This window comes from Exiguobacterium sp. s40, assembly GCF_018617905.1.
GTDB lineage: Bacteria > Bacillota > Bacilli > Exiguobacteriales > Exiguobacteriaceae > Exiguobacterium > Exiguobacterium mexicanum_A.
The window spans coordinates 40584-63092 of sequence record NZ_JACSLC010000016.1; the positions used below are offsets into that span (position 1 = coordinate 40584).

Sequence of the window (22509 nt, forward strand, 5' to 3'; positions counted from 1 at the left end):
ATCATACACAATTTTACAACGGGGGAGGGGTCGCTATGTGGGTCATCATCTTGGGCTATGTCGTCGGCAGTATACTTGGCGGGCGCTTATACGGCAGGTGGAGCGGTCAAGACTTGGCAACGAGTGGGTCGGGAAACACCGGTGCCCGCAATGCGTTACGGATTGGCGGGAAGCGAGCGTTCTTGTTCGTTTACGGATTCGACGTCTTGAAGACGGTACTCGTGTTGTCAATCAGCGGTCCATATTTTTTTGAGACCGGACTCGCCTTGACGCTCGGGCACATTTATCCGATGTGGCATATTCGCACCGGTGGGAAGGGGTACGCCGTATTTTCTGGAATTATATTAGCGTACAGCCCGTTATGGTTTTTAGCAGGACTTGCCATGTTGCTCATTCTCATCAAACTGACGCGTAACTCGCGCGAGACGGGGCTTGTCATGCTCATGCTCTTGCCGCTCGCGGCCTGGGGGGACGCAACAGATGTCAGTGTGGCCAGTTTGACGATGATTTTGATCATGTACCATCATATAAGGGGGAAACAACGTGCTTGAATTTCGAAGAGCGACGCCGGGGGATGCGGAAGCGATTCATCGATTGAACTATGAGACGTTTGTCGAAGAAATCCCGCAACACCATCCGAACGAGGAGCGACGACTCGTCGATCGCTTCCATGATACGAATACATACTGGATTGGATTGGTAGACGGGCAGCTTGTCGCCATGTGTGCCATCCGTGACGAGCGACCGTTCTCACTTGAACAAAAAGGGTGACGTTGCCACCGGGAGAGTGGATTGAAGTCCGGCTATTGGCGGTGACGCCCGCTTATCGGAACACGAGGACGTTTGCCGGACTCATGCGAGCGATGCTCCTGGAAGCGACAGACCGGGGCGTCGAAGGGATTGTCATCAGCGGAACCGTACGCGAACAGAAGCTATATCGACGGTTCGGGTTTATCCCGTTCGCAGAACCGGTCGGGACGGCGGAGGCGTTATACGTGCCGATGCAGTTGACGCGCTCTGGGTTCATGCAGTCAGAGACCGCTCGAACGTTGCGGCCAAAGTTACTACTCGCCGGTCCCGTCGAACTGTCGAATCAAGTGCGCGCTGCGCTTGCCGCTCAGCCGGTATCACATCGGTCGACTGAGGCCAGCCGTTTGCTCCATTCGGTCCAGTCGAGGCTAAGCCATCTCGTCAAGTTGCCTCATGTTTACACATTACTCGGGAGCGGGACGATTGCGAACGATGCCGTCGCTGCCCAGTTGCACGGACGTGGCGTGATCATCGACACAGGGGAGTTCGGACGGCGGCTGATTGATCATGCCAATCGGGCTGGTCTTGAATTTGATGTCGTCCCGCTTTCGGCTGGGCGTCGTCTCGACTTAAAGCGAATCGGACAACATGCACCAGATTGGATTTGGACGGTCCATTGCGAGACGTCGACGGGGAAGCTGGTCGATTTGGACCAGTTGCGTCAGTACGCACAAATGTATCCCACGAAGATTGCGATTGATGCCATCAGTGCGGTCGGGACGAAAGTGACCGACTATTCGTTCGCGCATCTGGTGACGTTTGTCTCGGGGAAAGCGCTCCGAAATGCCCCTGGATTGGCGTTTGTCGCCATGCGAGAACGAGCTGTCCCGAACCCGTCGATTCCGCGTTATTTAGACTTGGCAGGCTATGACCCAATCGCCTTCACGCAATCGGTCCCGCTCATTCAAGCGATGGACGTCGCCTTGCGCGAACTGACGGACGCGGAGATTGCGACCCATCAATCCAAACTTGATGCGTTCGTACATGAACTGGTGCGCCGCGGTATATCGGTTGAACTCGGGGACGATCAAGCGCCCGGCATTTTTTCGCTCGCGCTGCCAGACACACTGTCCTCGATTGAGCTAGGATATCAATTGGCGTTCCATGGCTATCAAGTGCAGTACGAGAGCGTTTATTTGCGGCGTGCGAACTGTCTCCAAGTCGCGACGATGGGATGGACGACCGACCGGGACTTGCAGCAAGTCGCCGCCTATATCGGGACGTGGCTCCAGAAAAAAACCGCCACTCCAGGGAGTGACGGGTTCAGACGCGGAAATCTTGGCGGGCCAAATGACGAATCTTTCGACCGAGGCGTCTTGAGTTGAAATAAGCGATGACCGAGACGACGCCACCTGACCAGAACAGCCACTCATCCGGTCGGAGATAGCCGAATAGCCCGACGACAAGGCCGAGGATAATCAAGCCAGCGTTGAACGTTTGACGATGGAGCAGTTCTTTCGACTCGAGCTCACGTTGGAACATCGCTTGTTCGGACAGGCGCTTCCGGGTCGGCTCTTTCAAATAGTTATCGAGGAGTGGCGGGACGTTCAGCAACTTCTTGCCGTAGTTGAGCGCCGTCATGACGTAACGGTTTTGAATTGTCGTGCCGTCGGCCTCGAGCCATTGAATGACAATCGGTTTACCGAGCGTAAACAAATCGATTTTTGAATCAAGGATTTGCAGAATCCCGAGCAGCGTCGAAGCGGCCCGACCGAAGAAGGCGAACTCGGCCGGCAGTTGGATCGGCTCGTTCTTGACGAGCAACTGGATGTCTTGCAACACTTTTTCGATCAGCTTCGTATCGACCGTATCGATATCGGTCTCTAAATAGAACGTGACGGCTTTTTCAAGCGCTTGACGAATGTTATGCTTGTTCGCCGTCGGCAACAGGAAACGCAAGTCCTCAAGTCCGTCGACGACACCGTCATAATCAAGCGAGATGAACGCCTGCAAGATTTTACGGATCGTCGCCATGTCTTGGGCAGTCGATGACCCGACCATTCCGAAGTCGAGCAGGATGATTGTCCCGTCGGCCCGGATTTGGACGTTTCCTGGGTGGGGGTCGGCGTGGAATTGTCCGCCGAACAACAGTTGCTCGGCTGCCATCGTGAACAACCGTTTGGCAAGTGCGGAGCGGTCGATATTATTTTCTTTTAAGAAAGCGAGGTCGGTGATGCGGCGGGCTTCGACCCAATCCATCGTCAACACCCGATTCGTACAAAGGTGGTCATAATAGTCCGGGATGTACACGTCGGGGTTATCGGCGTATTTCGCTTTGAAATAATGGGCGTTCTTCAATTCGGTTTGGAAATTTAACTCGTCCCCGATGACAAAAATCATTTGGCGATATAAGCTATCTAAGTCGGTCGATTTTGCCAGCGATGTCCGCTTGAGCATCGTCGTGACGATTCGCATCGCTTTGAAGTCGGTCCGAATGATTTTTTCGATATCCGGACGTTGGATTTTCAGCGCGACACGCTTCCCAGTTTCCAGGAGTGTGGCGCCGTACACTTCCCCAATCGAGGCAGAGGCGACGGCGTCGATGCCGACGTCCTTCACGACTTGGGTGTACGGGACGCCCCATTCTGCTTCCAAGATGGCGCGAGACTTGTCCCAGCCCGATGTCGGGACGCGGTCGACAAGCTCGGATAACTCGTTCAATACGGACGGAGGCAACAAGTCGGCCCGAATCGATAGAAACTGCCCGAGCTTGATCAACAACCCCTCGAGCCGGAGCGCGTTCCGTTTATACTCGCGGGCAAGGTTCAACATGAGCGCCTCGTACTCTTCGGTCGACGCGAGACCTTGCTGCTGTTTGCGGGAGAATGCATAAATTTTAATGATGAATCGGGCGAACATCGTGACGATAATCCATATGCGGAACAAGGCGATTCGTTTCATAAAAGTACCGACATCCTTTACAAGCAGTCGCTCGACTGATCTGATTTTTTGTATCTTAACTTTACCACAGAATGCTTTCAAGAAAGGGCAAGGGATGTTTATGGAGTGGGAATTACTCAACGTCGTCGGAACAATCGCATTCGCGGCGAGCGGTGCCATCATCGCGATGGACGAGAAATATGATATTTTTGGGGTGTGGTTGCTCGCCTTTACGACAGCCTTCGGCGGCGGAGCGATCCGAAACGTCTTGCTCGGCAACCCCGTCAGCTTGATTTGGCAACAAAATGATCTCTTCATCCTTTGTTTTCTTGTCGCATTGCTCATCTTCCTGCTGCCGAGCGTCGTTTTGCCCCATTGGGAACGCTGGGGTGTCATCGTCGATGCGATTGGGCTTGTCGCCTTTTCGTTTCAAGGCGCACAAGTCGCCATCAAACTGGATTTACCATTATCGGCAGCGATTGCGGCTGCCGTCTTGACAGGTGTCGGCGGGGGTGTTGTCCGTGATTTGTTGGCCGGCCGTAAGCCGCTCGTCTTACAATCGGAAGTATATGCGATTTGGGCCATCATCATCGCGGTCGTCACGTATTATTTCCGGCTCGAAGGTGGGCTTGCGGTGTATGCGCTATTAATTGTCGTGGCGACGCTTCGAGTGATATCCTACTATCGGAAGTGGAATTTACCTGCACGGAAAGTGCGATAAGGGGGAAATTAGTATGAAACTATTGCTCATCATCGGCGCCGCCTTAATGGCGCTTGGCGTCGCTCTCGGTGCGTTCGGGGCCCATGCTTTGAAAGAACGTCTGGCACCGAACATGCTCGCCAACTGGCAAACCGGCGTGCTCTACCATATGATTCACGCCATCGGCATCATCGCTTTAGCGAGCATCTTGATGAAAGTGAGCATTAGCCAGTTCAACACAGCAGGCTGGCTCATGTTTGCAGGAATTCTCTTTTTCTCAGGCAGTCTATACGTCATGGCATTGACTGGAATTACGAAGCTCGGGGCGGTCACGCCAATTGGCGGCGTCTTGTTTATCGCAGCCTGGGTGTTCGTCATCATCGGTGCGCTCAAATTGTAATCAAACGTTAACGTGTGATTAACAGTCGTCGTGTAACATTCTAAGTGTGAGAGCCCTCGTCTTCACACGACAACGAACAATTGGCCCGGTTGGCTTCTTCGCCTTGAGCGAGACACCAACCGGGCCCTTTTTTACGTTTTTTGGGAATGGTTAGACTTAGAAAAACGACTAGATAACGTTATTTAAATATAAGGTCAATGATTTCCTATTTTCAACTATTGTTACATAAGTGTTTCGAGAAAAGAAAAGTGAAAAAATGTTGAAATATAAAGGAGTGGGGAGCTACATGAAGTCTTCGCATCATCAGTCGTAATAAAAGTGAAATATAACTTTAACAGGAAAACATTCGACAGTTCGATATAATTAGTCGTGTTCAAACTAAAAAATTAACCGTTTTTGTTACATAGCAAAACGACTGAACTTAAATAGAACGTGAACGCCAACCCCTTAAACTAGAAAGGATGTCCCCATTGATCAATTGGAAACGCACCGTCTCGACACTTACGCTTAGCGCGCTTCTTCTTGGGACGCACTCGGTGGCTGATGCCTCGACGTCAATCAAGGAGAAACAAGAACAGCAGAAAAAAGTGCAAGAGCAACGAAATAACGTCAAACAGAACCAATCGAACACGTCTTCGAAAATCAAGCAAAACAAAAATGAAATCTCGAAAGTCCAAACGGAAGTCAACAAGATGGACGCCCAGCTTCAAGACATCATCAACGATGTCGCGGCAAAACGCCAAGAAATCAAGCGGACTGAATTGAAGATTGAAGACCTCGAGAAAGATATTAAAGGTTACGAGAAGAAGATGAAAGCCCAAGAAGAGATGATGAAAGAGCGCATGGCCACGATGCAAACGAACGGCGGCGGCTCAATCAACTGGGCGGAGTTTATTTTCGGTTCGAAAAACTTCTCGGACTTGATCACACGCATGATCACGGCCGGAACGATTCAACGGAGCGACCAAGAGTTGTTTGAAGATTACGAAGCGACGCGCCAATCGTTAAAAGAAGCGCAAGCCTCACTCAAAGAAGAGCGTGCTTCGCTCTTGAAACAACAAAAAGCGCTTGAAGTGCGCCAAGCTCAACTCGAGAAGAAGATGAAAGAGCGCGAAGCCCGCATCAAAGAGCTCGAGAAGAAGAATATTAAGTTTGAATCGCAAATCTTCGACCTTCAAGAAATCGAAGCGACGTTAATCGCCCAAGAAGAAGCGATTGCGGCTGAAATTGAAGCACAGCGTCGTGAGGAAGAAGAAGCACGTCGTCGCGCTGAAGAAGCGGCTCGTCAAGAAGCGGCACGCAAGGCTGAAGAAGCTCGTCAAGCGGAAGCGGCTCAAGCGGCAGCAGCAGCGCGTCAAGCAGAAGAAGCAAGAGCGGCAGCGGCTAAAGCCGAGGCAGAACGAGCAGCAGCTCAAAAACAGCAGAACAGTAACAATAATACCCAGTCATCTGCATCTTCAAACCAAACGACACAAAATAATACACCAGCGCCAAAACCGGCAGCACCGAAACCAGCGCCTGCACCAGCGCCAAAACCGAAACCAGCACCAACTGCACCGACGACGTCAGCACCAGCACCGTCTGGCGCGATGTTCATTCAACCGACAACGGGTCGTTTCTCACAAGGATGGGGACCGGCAAGCGGTCAATTCGGCTACTCGTTCCATAACGGTGTCGACATTGCAGGACCTGTCGGGACGCCAATCCGTGCCTCGGCAACCGGAACGGTCATCCGTGCCGGCTGGGGTGGAGCATATGGGAATCACGTCATGATCGCCCACGTCATCAACGGACAAGTATGGACAACGGTTTATGCGCACTTGAACTCGGTCTCAGTCAGTGCCGGTCAACGTGTGACGCAAGGATCAAACATCGGTGGACTTGGTAACACGGGTAACTCTTCAGGCCCGCACCTTCACTTCGAGATCCATCAAGGCAGCTACTCGTACTCGGGAACGAGCGCGGGCAGCACAGTCAATCCACGTCAGTTCTTCTGATGTTCAACGAGCACCCGTCAATCGTGACCGGTGCTCGTTTTTATGTATGCGAAAAAAATAGCGCCTCTCCGTTACGGATAGGCGCTTGTTTCAGTTCGCTTGTTCGATATCGTCTGATTGATTGTTCGCTTTACGGAACCGTTCACGGACGAGATAGACGATGGTCAATCCGACCAACCACGGAATCCCGAACTTGAGCAAAATGTTGAAATCGGTGAACCATGTCGTGATCATGAGGCTGAGCAAAAGCCCGGCACCGAGTAACGGTAGGAACGGATATCCGATCATGCGGACCGGCAATTTGCGCCCAGTCCATTTTTTGCGGAAGAACAAATGCGAGACGAACACCATGAACCATGTGAAAATCGCTCCGAACATCGAGATCCCCATGAGGAACGGATACGACGATTCCATGAACACTTGAAGCAGCGCCGCGAGAATGATTCCGCATGTCGAGACGAGCAAGGCGGGCATTGGAATCCCGCTAGTGCTGACTTTTTTAAAGAGACGCGGAGCATCACCAGCTTCGGCGAGGGAATACATCATTCGCGTTGAAGCATAGAGCTGAGCGTTCATCGCTGACAAGGCAGCGATCAAGATGACAAAGTTTAAAATGCCGGCTGCGCCAGGCACGTCGAACTGCTGCATGACGAGAACGAATGGGCTTTGATCGATCCCGGCTTGCTGCCAAGGGATGAGCATGAGCATGATGCCAATCGTGATGAGATAAAAGAACGTCAAGCGGAACACGGTCGCGCGCAACGCTTTCGGGACGGCACGGTCCGGGTCTTTCGCTTCGCCGGCCGTGACGGCGACGAGCTCGGTCCCGAGGAAACTGAAGAGCGAGATGAAAATCGTCACCCACATCCCGTAAAACCCGAAGGCGAAGAAACCTTCATCACCGGTCGTGATCGATTCGATTGGTGAACCGGGTTGACCGAACAGCGTGGCTGCCCCGAGCACGATGAAGAGGATGATGGCGGTCACTTTGATGAACGATAACCAGTATTCGGTCGTCCCGAACGTATGGACGTGCCGGGCGTTCACATAGATGAGCAAACCGCCGAATACGGCGACCCAGACGAATCCGTTCACATCGGGGAACCAGTAGCGCATATAGATGGCGATCGCGCTCACTTCGACGCCGATGGCGAGGACGTTGGCGACCCAGTACGAGTAGCGGACCAAAAAGCCGGCGAGTGGATGGACATATCGCTCGGCGATCGTGCCGAATGAGCCTGAGGTCGGATGGGCGACCGTCATCTCGGCGAGACAGCCCATCAGTAAGAGGACGATGAACGCCCCGATGGCGTAACTGACGAGCACGCTCGGTCCTGCCGTTTGGATGGCGAGCCCGCTTCCGAGGAAGAGGCCCGTCCCGATGGCGCTACCGAGCGAAATCATCGTCAACTGCCGTGTGGACAGTTCACGTTTTAATTTGCTAGTTTCCAAAGTTGATTCTCCTTTAGTTGAGTGAAGTGTTGTTGGGGACGACTATAGCAGACAAAAAAATCGGGTGTCAACTCGCGAAATCGTAAAAAGCGGTATCGATTCGGCCGCACCTATAGAAGCAAAGTTTTTTTGCACGCTTTTGTTTGACAGGAAGTTTCCTGGCCTGTATAGTACGAGTTAACTTAACTGAAACGAATAAAGGCGTCGACGAAGAGAAGTAACGACGGTCCCCGTATGACAGAGAGCTGATGGTTGGTGTGAATCAGTATGCGGGACGTCGCGAATGGACTTCCGAGCTCTAAACCGAAACTTTTAGTAGGCTTTAGCGGGTCACCCACCGTTACCATGGGGAAGCGGATGATTGTCCGTGAAGTGGGTTCTACGGAACCAACGAAGGTGGCACCACGGGGTTACTCGTCCTTCTCATAGCGCAAGCTATGAGTCGGGCGGGTAACCCTTTTTCGTTTCAACACATCATAAATCAGTGATTGAGAAGAGTAGCGTGAACAAGTCTCGTCAAGAGAGCCGGGGGTGGTGGGATCCCGGCCGAGGCCATCACGTGAATGGGCTCATGAGAGCATGGCTGAATCAAGTAGGTCATGACGGTTTCCTCCGTTATCGGGATACGATGTGATAGCATCGGAAAGTGGGATCAATCGATCCAACGAGAGGTGGCACCGCGGTCCATACCGTCCTCCATACGACAGACGTCGTATGGAGTTTTTTTATACCCAAAATGCTTGAGGAGGAACGGACATGTTAACACGACTATTGACGAACCCATTGACGACGAATGAAATGAAACGGGCGGCGGCCGAGTTGTTCCAAGCCGACGAAGCGCAAATCGCCGAGGTGTTACTCGCCATGAAAGCGCGCGGTGAGACGGCCGAGGAGATGGCCGGACTCGCTGATTATATCCGTGAGGCGGCAACGTTCCCCGAGACGGCGCTTCCTGTGCTCGACGTCTGTGGCACGGGCGGCGACGGGGCGAACACGTTCAATATCAGCTCGACGGTCGCGTTCGTCTTGGCGGGGCTCGATATCCCGGTCGCCAAACATGGGAATCGCAGCGTGTCGAGCCGGTCAGGCAGTGCCGACGTCCTCGAGTCATTGAATATCCCGATCGTCCAAAGTCATGAGGCGATGCTCGCCGACCTCGAGCGGACGAACTTGAGCTTCTTGTTCGCCCAACACATCCATCCGGTCATGAAACACGTCATGCCGGTCCGGAAACGACTCGCAACGGCGACCATCTTCAATCAAATCGGCCCGTTGACGAACCCGCTCAAGCCGAAGCGGCAATTGATCGGCGTGTACCATCCATCGCTCATCGAGAAGATGGCGACGGCGATGCGCCACCTCGGCGTCGAGCGCGGAATGGTCGTCCATGGGGCGGGCGGGCTGGATGAAGCGAGTCTCGCCGGCAGAAACGACGTCTTGTTCTTCAACGGCGACAAAGTGGCCCGTTACACCGTCGACCCGCGCGACGTCGGATTGATGCGAGCTCCGCTGTCGGCCTTGCAAGGCGGGACACCAGCTGAGAATGCGGCGACGCTCCTGGCCGTCTTGAACGGAGAGCAGGGACCGGCGCGAGACGTCGTCTTATTGAACGCCGCGCTCGCCCTCTGCACATATGGGACGGTCCAGACGCTTCGTGAAGGTGTCGCGGTGGCAACGGCAAGCATTGATGAAGGGCACGCCATCCGCGTACTCAAACAGTTACAACGAACGGAGGTTGGCGCATGAGCTACTTGACGAAAATCATCGGAACGAAAATCGAAGAGGTCAATCAAATGGAAGACATCGAGGTGGCGAAGACGACACCGATCTCGCTACAGCGATTGATGGGGGAAGGGTTTCATGTCATCGCGGAGATTAAACGGGCTTCTCCGTCGAAAGGGTTGATTCGCGGCGAAGTGGACGTCGTGAGCCGGGCCCGGACGTATGAACGGGCGGGAGCGACAATGATTTCCGTCTTGACGGACGAGACGTATTTTCAAGGTTCGTTCGACGACTTGCGCGACGTCGCGGCCGCCGTTGAAATCCCGGTCCTCTGTAAAGATTTTATCATCGACGAACGGCAACTCGACCGGGCCAAAGCGGCCGGGGCGAGTGCAGCACTGTTAATCGTCGCGGCGCTTCATCCGAGCCGGATCCACGCCTTGAAGACGTATGCCCGATCAATCGGCCTCGACGTGCTCGTCGAAGTACACGATGAGGCCGAGCTCCAGACGGCACTCGAACTCGGAGATGTGTTGATTGGCATCAATAATCGGAACTTGAAGACGTTCGAGGTATCGCTCGATACATCGGTCGACTTGATGACGAAGTATCCCGATGTCGCGTTCGTCAGCGAGAGCGGTGTCAGCACAGGAGAGGCGGCCCGTCGGTTACAGACAGCCGGGGCCCGGGCGATTCTCGTCGGAGAGGCGCTCATGCGACAGGACGACCCGACAGCCTTGATCGAGGAGTTGACGTCATGTTCGTTAAAATATGTGGACTGACGACCGAGGCCAGTGTCGTCACGGCGGTAGAGGCGGGAGCGGACGCCATCGGGTTCGTGTTTGCGGATAGCCCGCGCCAAATCGATATCGCGACAGCGCAGCGGTTGCGACGGTTGATTCCAAATGAAGTTCGGGTCGTCGGCGTGTTTCTCGACCCGACAGTTGAAGAAGTCGAGGCTGCCGTCGCTTGTGGTTTGACCGACATTCAACTGCACCGTCGGACGCGTCCGCTTGAAGCGTTCCGTCAGTTCGAGCTTCCGCTCATCGAAGCGAATCACCAGTCGGAGGCTGACGTCATTTTACTCGACGCGCCGACACCGGGCAGTGGGCAGGCGCTCGATTGGGAGACGCTCGAACGGCCGGAACAGACGTTTTGGCTCGCCGGTGGATTGACAGTCGACAATGTCGGCGCGGCGATTCGCGCCATGCGACCGGACGGCGTCGATGTCTCGAGTGGTGTGGAGACGAACGGACAGAAAGATCACGATAAGATTCGCGCGTTCATCCGACGCGCCAAGGAGGAAACACGATGTATACACAACCAGTGAACGGAAAGTTTGGACCATATGGCGGAAAATATATCCCTGAGACGCTCATGCAAGCAGTCGAAGAGCTCGAAGTGGCTTACGAGGAAGCGAAACAAGACCCTGAATTCCAGGAACGCTTCAACGATCTCCTCAGCGAATACGTCGGTCGAGAAACGCCACTCTATTATGCGGAGAACATGAGCCGCCGCCTCGGGACGAATGTCTATTTAAAACGAGAAGATTTGAACCATACCGGTGCCCACAAAATCAACAACACGATCGGCCAGGCGCTCCTCGCCAAACGAATGGGCAAACAAAAAGTCGTCGCCGAAACAGGCGCCGGACAGCACGGAGTCGCTACGGCGACGGTATGTGCGCTCCTCAATCTCGAATGTACGATTTTCATGGGTGAGGTCGACGTCGAACGTCAAGAATTGAACGTATTTCGGATGGAGTTACTCGGTGCGAAAGTCGTTCCCGTTAAGTCGGGGAGTCGAACGTTAAAAGATGCCGTCAACGAGGCGCTCCGTTACTGGGTCAAACATGTCGATGACACGCATTACGTGATGGGGTCGGTGCTCGGACCGCACCCGTTCCCGACGATGGTCCGCGATTTCCAAAGCGTTATCGGGACAGAGACACGTCGTCAAGTGCTCGAGAAGACAGGTCGTCTCCCTGACGCGGTCGTTGCCTGTGTCGGCGGCGGTAGCAATGCGATGGGCATGTTCTATCCGTTCTTGAATGACGAAACAGTCGCCTTATACGGTGTCGAGGCAGCAGGGAGCGGTGTCGACACGGACAAGCATGCGGCAACGCTCACGAAGGGCGAGGTCGGGGTGCTTCACGGGTCGCTCATGTACGTGCTCCAGGACGCAGCCGGGCAAATCCAGGAAGCCCACTCGATTTCGGCCGGACTCGATTATCCGGGTGTCGGACCAGAACACAGCTTCTTGAAAGATATCGAACGGGTCCGCTACGCGGCGGTCACGGACGAGGACGCACTCGCAGCCTGCATGTCGCTCAGCCGCCAAGAAGGGATTATTCCGGCACTTGAGTCATCGCATGCGCTCGCTTATGCGGAAACGCTCGCCCAAACGATGGACGAGGACGACGTGCTCGTCATCTGTCTATCTGGTCGCGGGGATAAGGATGTTCATACGATTCGAGAAAGGGTGACTCAATGATGAGATTAGATGAAGCGATTCGACAGCGGAGTGAAGGGACGGCGTTCGTCCCGTACATCATGGCCGGGGACGGCGGACTCGATCACTTGATTCCGACGATTGAACGGCTAGAAGCGATGGGAGCGACGGCCATCGAACTCGGAATTCCATTCTCGGATCCGGTGGCAGACGGTCCCATCATCGAGGCGGCTGGAATGCGCGCCCTCGAACAAGGTGTGACGTTGACGGACGTGTTGGACCATTTAATAGAAGGAACGGGTCATTTTTCGGTGCCGATCGTCTTGATGACGTACTTGAATCCGGTGTTCCGGTTCGGGGTCGAGCGTTTCTTCGAGCGGGCGGCAGCGTCTGGGGTCAGCGGCGTCATCATTCCCGATTTGCCGTTTGAAGAGAGCCTCGATTTGTTCGCTGGCATCAATCGTCACGGAGTCGCGGTCGTACCGCTCGTCACCTTGACGAGCAGTCAGACCCGCATCGACACGATTTTGGATCAGGCGGAAGGATTCGTCTATGCGGTGACGCTCAAAGGGACGACTGGGAAGACGGACGTGTTCCCGGATGAGTTACTCGAGCACTTGCGTTCGTTGACGGCACGTTCGCCCGTACCGGTGCTCGCCGGTTTTGGTGTCCATCGCACCGATCAGGTCCGGACGCTCGGATCAGCCTGTGACGGGGTCGTCGTCGGTAGTTTCATCGTCGAGGCGCTCCATGCGGGACGTGAACAGGACGTGGCCACGTTGATTGCATCGGCGCGGACGGTCAACGCAAAAAAATAAGGGTCGTGCCTAGGCACGATCCTTATTTATTCTTCGATTTCAATGGTGCGGGTGCTCGAGCCGTCATCGGCTTTCGGTACGGTCAAGTGGAGCACGCCGTCTGACAGTTTCGCTTTGATGGCATCTTCTTTCACGTTCGGTAGATAGAGTGAACGTTGCATCGATGTGACGCGGCGTTCCCGATAGACGTAGTCTTTGTCTTCTTCCCTCTCTTCACGTTGGTCGACCGAGAGGATGAGATAGTCTTTGTCGTAGCGGATGTGAATGTTATCTTTTTTGATACCTGGCATCTCGGCCTCGATGACGTATTGGCCGTCCTGGTCCCGAACGTCGAGTTTGAACGAGTCGAGGAACGACGTCGCCCCGTCTTTCGGGTCGAACAGATGATTCATCCGATCAAAGACATCCCCAAACAAGTCTTTGCGCAATCGATCGAGTTCATTCTTCCGAAATGGCGTCAAATCGAACATACAAATTCCCCCTTCAAAAAAACGGACAGAGTAGAAGTGTTGTCACTTTTACTGTGTCCGTTTTTAGCTAGGGATAAACGTAATCGACGTGACAGTTTATTGAAGAAACGAGAGTCACAATTCGACGCGCTCTAACCCGTCTTCCCCGAACTTGCGATCGAGTTGGTCATGGCGATACGTCGAGGCGAGGACGTATAACAAGTCGCCTGGCTCGATTTTCGTCTGGCCCGTCGGCGGGATGAGATAGTCTTGACGGACGATTGCATTCACGACCGTGTTCGGTGGCAAGGTGATATCAGCGAGCGTTTTTCCAATCATTGATGATTCTTCGGTCGCCACGTAAGGGACGAGCTGATGTTGCGATTGCTTGCTCGAGACGAGTGCGATCGTATACGGCGAGCGAATTTTATCCGGCCCGAGCAAATTGAGTTTCGCCGCGAGCGGTGTCAGTGTCGTGCCTTGAATCAAGGCGCTCGTCACGACGACGAAGAAGACGGCGTTGAAAATCAATTGGGCGTTGTCGATGCCTGCGATGAGCGGGAACGTGGCAAGGACGATCGGGACGGCGCCTTTCAGTCCGGCCCAAGAGATGAATAACTTCTCTTTGTTCGTGAATTCCATGGTGATCGTCGATAAATAAACGGCGATCGGCCGGGCGATGAACATCAGGATGAACGAAATCAACAAGCCTTTCCAGATGAGCTCGGGGTCGAGCAACTGTCTCGGGAAGACGAGCAGACCGAGGATGACGAACATGATGATTTGCATGATCCAGGCGAGCGCCTCGGAAAATTGAACGATCGTTACTTCGTGGGCCGTATGCGCATTTCCGACGATCATCGCGGCGAGGTAGACCGCGAGTAGTCCGCTGCCCGCAAAGTAAGCAGCGACGCCGTACGTCATGAACGCCATCGAAATCATGAGGACCGCATGGAGACCACTCGACTCGAGTCGTAAGTGATTGAGCATGAGACGGGATAAGTTTCCGAGCATGTAACCGACGAACGCCCCGACGATGATTTGCAGGACGAACATCCAGAGACCGTCCCAAATCGTCGTGTCGGGTTTTAACATGAAATCGAGGGCGAGAATCGTCAAGAACATTGCCATTGGGTCATTCGTGCCGGACTCGGCTTCGAGTGTCGCGCCGACTTTCGGCGAGATATTCTTTCCTTTAAAGGCGGCGAAGACGGCAGCCGCATCGGTTGAACCGATGATCGCGCCGAACAGGAAAGATTCAATCCAGTCGAAACCAAATACGAAACGAACGGCCACGGCGATAAGTCCGGTCGTCAACAAGACGCCGATCGTGGCGAGCGAAGCGGACGGAGCAAGCACACTTCGAATCGACGACCATTTCGTCTGCAGTCCACCTTCGAACAAGATGACGACGAGGGCCGCGACCCCAATCATTTGAGCGAGGTTGGTGTCATTGAAGAAAATCAGCCCAGTAATATCGCTACCCATCAGCATGCCAATACCCATAAACAGGATTAAGGCAGGCAAGCCGAAACGAGTCGATACGCGTGTGGCTAACACGCCGGCGACAAGGAGCAGACCAAATAAAAGAATCGAAAAATCGGTACTCAAAATCGGTGCGGTCAAACACATCACTTCCTTCTTCACGTTAATAGTCGCATTGTATTATTAAGTTCATTATACCATGAAATGGTTATGAAGTAAGAATCAACGCACTGTCGATTATGCAGATTGGAATAATCGGATATGGATATGGTAAAGTAAGGACAATCAAAAGGGGGATTCACATGGCCAAAATTCACGTGCTCCACGAAAACAACGAATGGACGGACCATCTCGTCCGACGACTCGAGGAATTATCACTTCCATATGAGCTGTGGCATCTCGATCAAGGCATCATCGACATCGCGGCCGAGCCGCCAGAGGGCGTCTTCTATAACCGGATGAGTGCCTCGTCGCACACACGGGGGCACCGGTACGCGCCGGAGTTGACAGAAGGTGTGCTCGCTTGGCTCGAGGCGAACGGACGGACCGTCTTCAACGGCACACGCGCGATTCGGCTCGAAGTGAGCAAGGTCAATCAGTATACGGCGCTCCGCCAAGAGGGAATTCGGGTGCCGAAGACGATTGCGGCCGTCGGGAAAGCCCAAATCATCGAGGCGGCCGAGAAGCTCGGGATGACGCCGTTCATCACGAAACATAACCGAGCCGGCAAAGGACTCGGTGTTCAACTGTTCCATTCGATCGATGCGTTGAAGGCATACGTCGAGGGTCCGACGTTCGAGGAATCGATTGACGGAATTACGCTCATCCAACAATATATCGAGGCGCCCAAACCGTACATCACACGCTGTGAGTTCATCGGTGGTAAATTCGTTTACGCGGTGCGTGTCGATACGTCAGACGGTTTCGAACTCTGTCCGGCCGACGCCTGCTCGATTGAAGACCAGTTTTGCCCGGTCGGCAAGACACCACCGGCGAAGTTTGAAATCGTCGAAGGATTCAATGACCCAATCATCGGACAGTTGGAAACGTTCCTCCAGAAGAACGAGATTGCGGTCGCGGGGATTGAAATCATCGAAGACGCGGACGGGAACGTTTACGCGTATGACGTCAACACGAACACGAACTATAATTCTGACGCCGAAGCGAAAGCGGGGCAGTACGGTATGCTCGAACTTGCGACGTTCCTTGGGGACGCCTTGGCGGTCACGACGAAATAAAGACAGAAGAAAGGGTCAGGCTTTTGCCTGACCCTTTTGCTGTGTATGTTGTAATTGTTGTTCAAATCGAAGTTGGACTAGTTCTGCTGTCGATGCCATTCGTTCGATGAACGAATCTAAACGTTTCGCAGTGTCTCGATCTGATTCCTTGAACACGCGCATCGTTGTTCACCTCATTGATCATTGTTATGTTGCTTCTACAACAATGATTCCCGAGGGTATGATAGCGTAAACCTCGATTACCCGAGGAATGTGCCGAGTTCTTCTTTTGGAAGGATGTTCCCGACATAAAAGTCACCGAACTCGCCATATTTGGCACTGACTTCATCAAAACGCATCTCATAGACGATCTTTTTGAATTGGAGCGAGTCTTCCGCAAACAAGGTGACGCCCCACTCCCAACCGTCAAAACCGGTCGAACCGCCGATGAACTGTTGAATCTTGCCGGCATAGCTGCGGCCGATCATGCTGTGGCGATACATGAGGTCTTTGCGCTCATCCATCGACAACGTGTACCAGTTGTCCCCGTCGCGACGAGCCTTGCTCATCGGGTAGAAGCAGATGTGGGCCGCCTTCGGGAGTGTCGGATAGAGGCGGGCCCGAATGTGAGGGTTCTCGTACGGGTCACCGTCTCCAGAACCTCGGTACATGCCGAGTTCGATGACAGACACGTATGAATAGCTTGGAATCATGTAATCGTACAATTTCGTCTTCCGAAGAGCGAGTTCGACTTGCTCGAGCTCTTTGAACGTCGGACGAAGGACCATCAAGACGACGTCCGCCTTTTGACCAAGGATCGAGTAAAAGGCATGGCTTCCTTCACCGCGTGTCTCGACCTCTTCGAGTGAGCCGAGGAAGGCGACGAACTCGTCAATCATCTCTTGACGGGCGGTTGGGTCGACTGCTTTTAAACGAGTCCAATCGATGGAGCGGAAATCATGGAGCGTATACCAACCGTCTAACGTGGCGGCTGCGTGTTGCGTTTCGGTTGTCGGTGCTGGACGTTCTGACATTAAAAAAACTCCTTTCGAGACTAGGCTTCGCTGACTATTTTACCATACACGTTTGACCGTCTGGCAAATTTGACGCCGCCGTGAGGATAGTCATACTCCGGGCGGGGTAAAGAGATAGGGAGCAAGATTTTTGAAAACGGCTTCACAATGGGCTGTATCAGTCGAAAATGGTAAACTGTTCTATTCATATAATGATTGATTTCAAGCGATTTATGACGAAATGGGCAGAATAGTTTATTTTAAAAATCGTACTGTGTATAATAAAACTCGCATATGGACGAGAGCGTCCGAGAGAGAAAAAATCCGATTTCTTCTAATCGAAAAGGAGTTCATTCACTATGAAACTATTTGACACGTTGAAACAAAAAGTCAGCCCGATTCGCCCGACCATCGTCTTCCCAGAAGGGATCGATGAGCGCGTCCTCGGTGCCGCTGTCCGTTTGAAAAATGATGGCATGGTTGAACCGATCGTCATCGGACCAAAAGCTGAACTCGAAGCGGTCGCTTCGAAGCACGGCTTTGACATCTCAGGTTTGACGCAATACGACCCAGCGACGTACGAAGACATCGATACACTCGTCGAATCGTTCGTTGAGCGCCGCAAAGGTAAAGCGACACCGGAACAGGCACGTGAATTGTTGTCGTCAGACGTGAACTACTTCGGTACGATGCTCGTCCACACAGGAAAAGCAGAAGGTCTCGTCTCAGGTGCGATGCATGCGACTGCCGATACGGTCCGTCCGGCCCTTCAAATCATCAAGATGCAAACAGGCATCAAAAAGACGTCAGGCGTCTTCATCATGGTACGTGACGACGAGCAGTACGTCTTCTCGGACTGCGCCATCAACATCGCACCGGATGCGGCTGACCTCGCCGAGAACGCCTACTTGTCAGCGTTGACAGCGAAGACGTTCGGCATCGAGCCGCAAGTCGCGCTCCTCAGCTTCTCGACAAAAGGATCAGCGAAGTCGCCAGAGACAGAAAAAGTCATCGAAGCGACACGTCTCGCCAAAGAGAAGGCGCCAAACCTTCCAATCGACGGCGAACTTCAATTCGATGCGGCGTTCGTACCGAGCGTGGCTGCGAAGAAAGCACCAGGCTCTGAAGTAGCCGGAAATGCGAACGTCTTCGTCTTCCCAAGCCTCGAAGCCGGAAACATTGGCTACAAGATGGTTCAACGTTTCGGCGGATTCGAAGCGATCGGACCAATCCTTCAAGGTCTCAACAAGCCGGTCAACGACTTGTCGCGTGGCTGTAACGAAGAGGACGTCTATAAATTGACGCTCATCACAGCGGCACAAGCCATCGACGAGCGCAACGAAGCGTAAGTCGCAGCATCCTTCCTGAGCGGAGGATGCTTTTTTTGTGGTCACATTGTAAACTATTGGAAAAGGGGGCGAGGAAATGGATGAAGAGGAAGGCATCATCACATTGCCGGAAGGGCATCGGTACGCCATGTTCGGTGGCGGGGATGATTATCCAATTAAAACGTATTACAAAGGGGTGTTCGAAACAGTATTCGTCGTGTTTCATCCGTTTCTGGTCCCGAAAGACGACCCGACCGCGGTTGACCGTTATGTCGAGTTGGATAAAAACGAGGTCGAACAGCAATTTCGGGCCATCACATGGGCAGATATGCGCCGCCGACTTGATTTCGATGACATCAAACGCATCAATCACGCACTCCGGACGATGATTGCGGCGCTGAAACCGCATGCCGAAGATCAAGAAGGTGCGAATCGGATCATCGAATTTTGCAATCGCGAGAACGTACTTCCACCAGGCGAAGGGGAGCTGTCGAATCTTTTAGAGAATCAGGTGTTACGAGCACTTCTTGGGATGGGAGAAGAGTGGATGTGTAGCGGAGACGAGTTCTGCACGGAACGGCATCTCATCAACATTCGGGAGACGCTAACCTCCGATACGTGGGGGATGCGGCATCGGACGTTCTTCGGACATCAACATGATTGGCTCATCGTACCGCCTTGGGATAGCCATTTCACGTTGATTTGTGGCAGCCGAGCTTGGGTCGAGCAGGTGGTCGAGCGGTGCGAACTCGAAGGCTTCTATTGTGATGAAAACACGACAATCAATTGGAGTTTGCTTGATCGAAAACTGAGGTAAACTAGTAGGGGACAACACTATTAAGGGGGAACTACCATGCAAAACATCCATGCAACTGAATTACGTGAAAAGCTCGAGAACGGCGAATCACTCCATATCATCGACGTGCGCGAACAAGACGAGTACGACGCGGGCCATATCCCGCACGTGCCGCTCTATCCGCTGTCTGAATTTCCTGGCGTCACGGACAAGCTCGCGAAAGATAACGTTTATCACGTCATCTGCCGCTCAGGCGGCCGCAGTGTGACGGCGTGCGACTATTTGGAGTCAGCAGGCTATAAGGTCGTCAACGTCGAAGGCGGCATGCTCGCGTGGGACGGCGATATCGAGGCGTGATGCTCGACAATCCATGGGTCGTCATCCCGCTGTTAATCGCACTCTATTTGACCGTCTATACGTTCGTCAAACGAGTCGATGGCGATAAATGGAGGCTCGTCTGGGCTGTCTGGATCATCGTCATCGTCGTGATGTTGACGATTCGACTCGTCCAAAACCTATAGAAAAACGAGTGAAGCCCGCGTAGGCTTCACTCGTTTTTAGTTATCGCGCTTATCAAATGTGATTGAGGCAATCGCATCGTGCTGATGAATCGACTCTTCGTTGCGGCATTCGACGAAGAAGTTGACGACTTGTTTCATTTCATACAAGTCAGCCGCGATCAAGCGGACCATGTCTTCGACGAAACGCGGGTTCTCGTACGCGATTTCCGTGGCACGCTTCTCATCCGGACGTTTCAAGACAGGGTGAAGCGGGGCCGATGCGTTCGACTCAGCTGCCTCAAGAAGTGCGAGACGCCAGTCGAAACCGTCGAGCGATGCTTCATCGAGACCGGCTTCAATCGTGATGTAGCCACGTTGGTTGTGGGCGCTGTACTCACTGATTTCTTTCGAGCAGGGGCAGAGCGTCGTCACGTTGATGACGAGACCGACCGTCACGCTCGCCATCCCGGTCTCTAAGTTATACGTCACGTTGTGCATGACGTCCGCGTTCATAAGACCGCTGAGACCTGTGGCCGGGGCTTTGCGGCTAAAGAACCATGGGTAACGGACCGTCAATTGACCTTCCGTCTGTTCCATGCGTTCAGCGAGTTCTTGCGCGAACTCGATGAGCGAGCGGTTCGATAACGTCCAGCCTTGCGTATGGTACGCGTCGAGCTGTTCTGTCAGACGCGACATGTTGATGCCTTTACGGTCTTGGACGAGCGATGTCGTCAACTCGAACGTGGCGACCGTCGCTTGGATGCCGTCTGGCGTCTCGATGTTGACCGGATGTTTGACGTTTGAGATGCCGACGCTGTCGAGCGCGAACAAGAAGTTTTTTGGTGTGTTTTGTAGATCGATCATTTTATCTTTTTCAGTTGGCTTCGTGCCTTTGATCGGCGGGACCGAACCGAATAATTTATGTCGTTCTGCTTTAGTAGGTAAAGCGACATGGCTTGTAGACATAATCGGATTCTCCTTTTTTGAGAGGGCAAATGACTGCCACTCGTTCTTGTTAGGATTTTATCACGAAATGTACATCGACCGGGTACCATTTTGCTCTTTGAACGTGCTTTGAACGTGCTCACAAATAAAAAACTTCAGCAATTGAAGAAAAGAAGATTGATTTCAATCTAAATGGGGAATAAAATGTTCCTGTGAACTTAAAAAATAGATCACTCTTAAATATGAAGGAACACAACAGAAAAAGGGGATGTTTTAATGGATTGGCAGTTAATCCTGCAGTACGCTTGGATTATCGTCGTACTCGTCGGTCTTGAAGGGCTACTTTCTGCAGACAACGCGCTCGTCTTGGCGGTCATGGTCAAGCATTTGCCGCGGACAGAGCAGAAGAAGGCACTATTTTACGGATTACTTGGAGCGTTCGTTTTCCGCTTCATCGCCTTGTTCTTGATCTCATTCTTGATTAACGTCTGGCAAGTCCAGGCGCTCGGTGCGCTTTACTTGATTGGAATGAGCGCGCGGCACCTGTATATGACCTATAAGGCCCGTAAGATGGAGCCGAAACAAGATCTCGCTGCTGAGGCGAAAGAAGAGACGGCTGTCACAGAGAAGCCGGTCACGAAGAAAGAGTTCTGGTGGACGGTTGCTAAAGTCGAGTTCGCCGATATTGCCTTCGCGGTCGATTCGATTCTCGCAGCGGTCGCGCTCGCGGTCAGCTTGCCGCCACTCGGTCTCGGTGAGATCGGCGGCATCGACTCAGGTCAGTTCTTCGTCGTCTTAACTGGTGGACTCATCGGGGTCATCTTGATGCGTTTCGCTGCGCGTATTTTCGTCAAGTTGTTACATCAACGCCCATCACTCGAGACAGCTGCTTTCATCATCGTCGGCTGGGTCGGTGTGAAGTTGACGGTGCTCGTCCTTGAACACCCTGGCTTCAAGAAATTGATTGCCGGCACACCGTTCGAATTCATGGGTCTTCCGGACGGATTCGTTCACTCGACGGCATGGACATTGTTCTTCTGGTCGGTCATGGTCGGCATCGCGGTATGGGGTTGGTTCTCTTCAAAACCGACAGCCGCTGCCAAATCCTAATCGAATAACTAATCTCTACAAAATAATGTAAAGTATAGACGAATCAGTTTTAGTAACTCGAAAACTGATTCGTCTTTTATTATGACCATTAGATAAATATAAAATATATATTGTATTGATACATTTGGGGGTCGAATATAGTGATTGATGTAACAGATTGGGAGTTGATTGGTTACGGTGAAGACAGTACTCTCGAAAAAGAAGAACTAAGAAATTCGAAAGGTGAACTGTATTTAACTAAACTTGGCGAGAATTCTCCCACCTCTAAGCGTCTCGGGCGAAGCCCAGCGTAGGTGGGAGATGAATCGCCTGCTTGCGAACCCTTTGGATGTCCCTGTGACAAACATAACGAACAAAAGTTCGTGATTCCGTCAGATTTCCTCGCCCCCTCCGCGGGTATCGGAATGGGACGAGAGTCATCCGACCATATGGAGAA

General features: G+C 52.9%; 23 protein-coding genes and 2 other annotated features. Of the genes, 17 read left to right on the plus strand and 6 right to left on the minus strand.

Going from position 1 to position 22509, the window contains the following annotated elements:
* Positions 1 to 35: 35 nt before the first annotated feature.
* From KNP02_RS12820 to KNP02_RS12830, 3 genes are read left to right on the plus strand one after another with little or no spacing between them, the layout of a single operon-like run.
* Entirely contained in the window at positions 36 to 551 is a 516-nt protein-coding gene (locus tag KNP02_RS12820; protein ID WP_029594574.1) for a glycerol-3-phosphate acyltransferase, read from the plus strand.
* Positions 544 to 771 carry a GNAT family N-acetyltransferase gene (locus KNP02_RS12825; protein WP_214709799.1) on the plus strand — a complete coding sequence of 76 codons (228 nt, stop codon included), beginning with the start codon at positions 544 to 546 and terminating at the stop codon, positions 769 to 771. The genes KNP02_RS12820 and KNP02_RS12825 overlap by 8 nt, the downstream gene beginning before the upstream one ends.
* A gap of 2 nt (positions 772 to 773) precedes the next feature.
* The gene (locus KNP02_RS12830; RefSeq protein WP_214751547.1) at positions 774 to 2135 is read left to right on the plus strand and encodes an aminotransferase class V-fold PLP-dependent enzyme; all 1362 of its coding nucleotides are present in this window, start codon (positions 774 to 776) and stop codon (positions 2133 to 2135) included.
* Here KNP02_RS12830 and KNP02_RS12835 read toward each other — a convergent pair.
* Positions 2074 to 3711, minus strand: coding sequence for an ABC1 kinase family protein (locus KNP02_RS12835; protein ID WP_214709803.1), 1638 nt, complete (start codon positions 3709 to 3711; stop codon positions 2074 to 2076). The genes KNP02_RS12830 and KNP02_RS12835 overlap by 62 nt on opposite strands.
* Before the next feature lie 94 nt (positions 3712 to 3805).
* On the opposite strand from KNP02_RS12835, the gene KNP02_RS12840 reads away from it, so the two are divergent.
* The 3 genes from KNP02_RS12840 to KNP02_RS12850 all read left to right on the plus strand — a co-directional run bounded on the left by KNP02_RS12840 (position 3806) and on the right by KNP02_RS12850 (position 6787).
* Entirely contained in the window at positions 3806 to 4411 is a 606-nt protein-coding gene (locus KNP02_RS12840; RefSeq protein ID WP_021065994.1) for a trimeric intracellular cation channel family protein, read from the plus strand.
* A 13-nt stretch (positions 4412 to 4424) separates the two neighbouring features.
* Positions 4425 to 4790, plus strand: coding sequence for a DUF423 domain-containing protein (locus KNP02_RS12845; RefSeq protein WP_034779481.1), 366 nt, complete (start codon positions 4425 to 4427; stop codon positions 4788 to 4790).
* Positions 4791 to 5251: 461 nt separating this feature from the next.
* The gene (locus KNP02_RS12850) at positions 5252 to 6787 is read left to right on the plus strand and encodes a murein hydrolase activator EnvC family protein (protein ID WP_214709805.1); all 1536 of its coding nucleotides are present in this window, start codon (positions 5252 to 5254) and stop codon (positions 6785 to 6787) included.
* 90 nt (positions 6788 to 6877) lie between these two features.
* On the opposite strand, the gene KNP02_RS12855 is transcribed toward KNP02_RS12850, so the two are convergent.
* Positions 6878 to 8239: an amino acid permease gene (locus tag KNP02_RS12855; protein WP_214709807.1), complete on the minus strand. Its 1362-nt coding sequence runs from the start codon at positions 8237 to 8239 to the stop codon at positions 6878 to 6880.
* Positions 8240 to 8434: 195 nt separating this feature from the next.
* Positions 8435 to 8664: a binding site (T-box leader), on the plus strand.
* A 50-nt stretch (positions 8665 to 8714) separates the two neighbouring features.
* Positions 8715 to 8939: a binding site (T-box leader), on the plus strand.
* Between the two features lie 56 nt (positions 8940 to 8995).
* Here KNP02_RS12855 and trpD point away from each other — a divergent pair.
* From trpD to trpA, 5 genes are read left to right on the plus strand one after another with little or no spacing between them, the layout of a single operon-like run.
* A complete protein-coding gene (gene trpD, locus KNP02_RS12860) occupies positions 8996 to 9985 on the plus strand; it encodes an anthranilate phosphoribosyltransferase (RefSeq protein ID WP_214709809.1) in 990 nt (329 codons plus the stop codon).
* A complete protein-coding gene (gene trpC / locus KNP02_RS12865; RefSeq protein ID WP_214709811.1) occupies positions 9982 to 10743 on the plus strand; it encodes an indole-3-glycerol phosphate synthase TrpC in 762 nt (253 codons plus the stop codon). The genes trpD and trpC overlap by 4 nt, the downstream gene beginning before the upstream one ends.
* Positions 10719 to 11291 carry a phosphoribosylanthranilate isomerase gene (locus tag KNP02_RS12870; protein WP_214709813.1) on the plus strand — a complete coding sequence of 191 codons (573 nt, stop codon included), beginning with the start codon at positions 10719 to 10721 and terminating at the stop codon, positions 11289 to 11291. The genes trpC and KNP02_RS12870 overlap by 25 nt, the downstream gene beginning before the upstream one ends.
* Positions 11273 to 12454: a tryptophan synthase subunit beta gene (gene trpB, locus KNP02_RS12875; protein ID WP_021066001.1), complete on the plus strand. Its 1182-nt coding sequence runs from the start codon at positions 11273 to 11275 to the stop codon at positions 12452 to 12454. Before KNP02_RS12870 ends, trpB begins: the two co-directional genes overlap by 19 nt.
* Entirely contained in the window at positions 12454 to 13230 is a 777-nt protein-coding gene (trpA, locus tag KNP02_RS12880) for a tryptophan synthase subunit alpha (protein WP_214709833.1), read from the plus strand. Before trpB ends, trpA begins: the two co-directional genes overlap by 1 nt.
* A gap of 26 nt (positions 13231 to 13256) precedes the next feature.
* Here the strand turns inward: trpA and KNP02_RS12885 are convergent, their stop codons facing one another.
* Complete coding sequence (locus KNP02_RS12885; protein ID WP_214709815.1) at positions 13257 to 13700, minus strand: Hsp20/alpha crystallin family protein; 444 nt, start codon at positions 13698 to 13700, stop codon at positions 13257 to 13259.
* 114 nt (positions 13701 to 13814) lie between these two features.
* Positions 13815 to 15311, minus strand: a complete 1497-nt coding sequence (locus KNP02_RS12890) for a potassium/proton antiporter (RefSeq protein WP_214709836.1) — start codon at positions 15309 to 15311, stop codon at positions 13815 to 13817.
* Positions 15312 to 15466: 155 nt separating this feature from the next.
* Here KNP02_RS12890 and KNP02_RS12895 point away from each other — a divergent pair, with 155 nt between their 5' ends.
* Positions 15467 to 16402, plus strand: coding sequence for an ATP-grasp domain-containing protein (locus KNP02_RS12895; RefSeq protein WP_214709817.1), 936 nt, complete (start codon positions 15467 to 15469; stop codon positions 16400 to 16402).
* A 239-nt stretch (positions 16403 to 16641) separates the two neighbouring features.
* Here KNP02_RS12895 and hemQ read toward each other — a convergent pair whose 3' ends face one another.
* Entirely contained in the window at positions 16642 to 17415 is a 774-nt protein-coding gene (gene hemQ / locus KNP02_RS12900; protein WP_021066007.1) for a hydrogen peroxide-dependent heme synthase, read from the minus strand.
* A gap of 338 nt (positions 17416 to 17753) precedes the next feature.
* Between hemQ and pta the strand changes: the two genes are divergently transcribed.
* The 4 genes from pta (at position 17754) to KNP02_RS12920 (ending at position 20039) form a co-directional block, all read left to right on the plus strand.
* Positions 17754 to 18743 carry a phosphate acetyltransferase gene (pta, locus tag KNP02_RS12905; protein WP_029594589.1) on the plus strand — a complete coding sequence of 330 codons (990 nt, stop codon included), beginning with the start codon at positions 17754 to 17756 and terminating at the stop codon, positions 18741 to 18743.
* 76 nt (positions 18744 to 18819) lie between these two features.
* Positions 18820 to 19539, plus strand: coding sequence for a DUF2711 family protein (locus KNP02_RS12910; RefSeq protein WP_214709819.1), 720 nt, complete (start codon positions 18820 to 18822; stop codon positions 19537 to 19539).
* 36 nt (positions 19540 to 19575) lie between these two features.
* Entirely contained in the window at positions 19576 to 19875 is a 300-nt protein-coding gene (locus KNP02_RS12915) for a rhodanese-like domain-containing protein (protein WP_214709821.1), read from the plus strand.
* Complete coding sequence (locus tag KNP02_RS12920) at positions 19851 to 20039, plus strand: hypothetical protein (protein ID WP_214751550.1); 189 nt, start codon at positions 19851 to 19853, stop codon at positions 20037 to 20039. Before KNP02_RS12915 ends, KNP02_RS12920 begins: the two co-directional genes overlap by 25 nt.
* Positions 20040 to 20075: 36 nt before the next feature.
* On the opposite strand, the gene folE2 is transcribed toward KNP02_RS12920, so the two are convergent.
* Positions 20076 to 20984, minus strand: a complete 909-nt coding sequence (gene folE2 / locus KNP02_RS12925; RefSeq protein ID WP_214709825.1) for a GTP cyclohydrolase FolE2 — start codon at positions 20982 to 20984, stop codon at positions 20076 to 20078.
* 255 nt (positions 20985 to 21239) lie between these two features.
* Here folE2 and KNP02_RS12930 point away from each other — a divergent pair, with 255 nt between their 5' ends.
* On the plus strand, positions 21240 to 22073 hold the full coding sequence (locus tag KNP02_RS12930) for a TerC family protein (protein ID WP_214709827.1): 834 nt from the start codon (positions 21240 to 21242) through the stop codon (positions 22071 to 22073).
* Positions 22074 to 22509 lie beyond the last annotated feature (436 nt).

Excerpts from the sequence above, each read along its gene's own strand:
- pta (WP_029594589.1), top strand. The coding sequence starts at position 17,754 with ATGAAACTATTTGACACGTTGAAACAAAAAGTCAGCCCGATTCGCCCG.
- KNP02_RS12870 (WP_214709813.1), top strand. The coding sequence starts at position 10,719 with ATGTTCGTTAAAATATGTGGACTGACGACCGAGGCCAGTGTCGTCACG.
- trpA (WP_214709833.1), top strand. The coding sequence starts at position 12,454 with ATGAGATTAGATGAAGCGATTCGACAGCGGAGTGAAGGGACGGCGTTC.
- trpC (WP_214709811.1), top strand. The coding sequence starts at position 9,982 with ATGAGCTACTTGACGAAAATCATCGGAACGAAAATCGAAGAGGTCAAT.
- KNP02_RS12910 (WP_214709819.1), top strand. The coding sequence starts at position 18,820 with ATGGATGAAGAGGAAGGCATCATCACATTGCCGGAAGGGCATCGGTAC.
- KNP02_RS12820 (WP_029594574.1), top strand. The coding sequence starts at position 36 with ATGTGGGTCATCATCTTGGGCTATGTCGTCGGCAGTATACTTGGCGGG.
- KNP02_RS12840 (WP_021065994.1), top strand. The coding sequence starts at position 3,806 with ATGTTTATGGAGTGGGAATTACTCAACGTCGTCGGAACAATCGCATTC.
- hemQ (WP_021066007.1), bottom strand. The coding sequence starts at position 17,415 with ATGTCAGAACGTCCAGCACCGACAACCGAAACGCAACACGCAGCCGCC.
- KNP02_RS12890 (WP_214709836.1), bottom strand. The coding sequence starts at position 15,311 with ATGTGTTTGACCGCACCGATTTTGAGTACCGATTTTTCGATTCTTTTA.
- trpB (WP_021066001.1), top strand. The coding sequence starts at position 11,273 with ATGTATACACAACCAGTGAACGGAAAGTTTGGACCATATGGCGGAAAA.
- KNP02_RS12915 (WP_214709821.1), top strand. The coding sequence starts at position 19,576 with ATGCAAAACATCCATGCAACTGAATTACGTGAAAAGCTCGAGAACGGC.
- KNP02_RS12885 (WP_214709815.1), bottom strand. The coding sequence starts at position 13,700 with ATGTTCGATTTGACGCCATTTCGGAAGAATGAACTCGATCGATTGCGC.
- trpD (WP_214709809.1), top strand. The coding sequence starts at position 8,996 with ATGTTAACACGACTATTGACGAACCCATTGACGACGAATGAAATGAAA.
- KNP02_RS12835 (WP_214709803.1), bottom strand. The coding sequence starts at position 3,711 with ATGAAACGAATCGCCTTGTTCCGCATATGGATTATCGTCACGATGTTC.
- folE2 (WP_214709825.1), bottom strand. The coding sequence starts at position 20,984 with ATGTCTACAAGCCATGTCGCTTTACCTACTAAAGCAGAACGACATAAA.
- KNP02_RS12930 (WP_214709827.1), top strand. The coding sequence starts at position 21,240 with ATGGATTGGCAGTTAATCCTGCAGTACGCTTGGATTATCGTCGTACTC.
- KNP02_RS12895 (WP_214709817.1), top strand. The coding sequence starts at position 15,467 with ATGGCCAAAATTCACGTGCTCCACGAAAACAACGAATGGACGGACCAT.
- KNP02_RS12850 (WP_214709805.1), top strand. The coding sequence starts at position 5,252 with ATGTCCCCATTGATCAATTGGAAACGCACCGTCTCGACACTTACGCTT.
- KNP02_RS12845 (WP_034779481.1), top strand. The coding sequence starts at position 4,425 with ATGAAACTATTGCTCATCATCGGCGCCGCCTTAATGGCGCTTGGCGTC.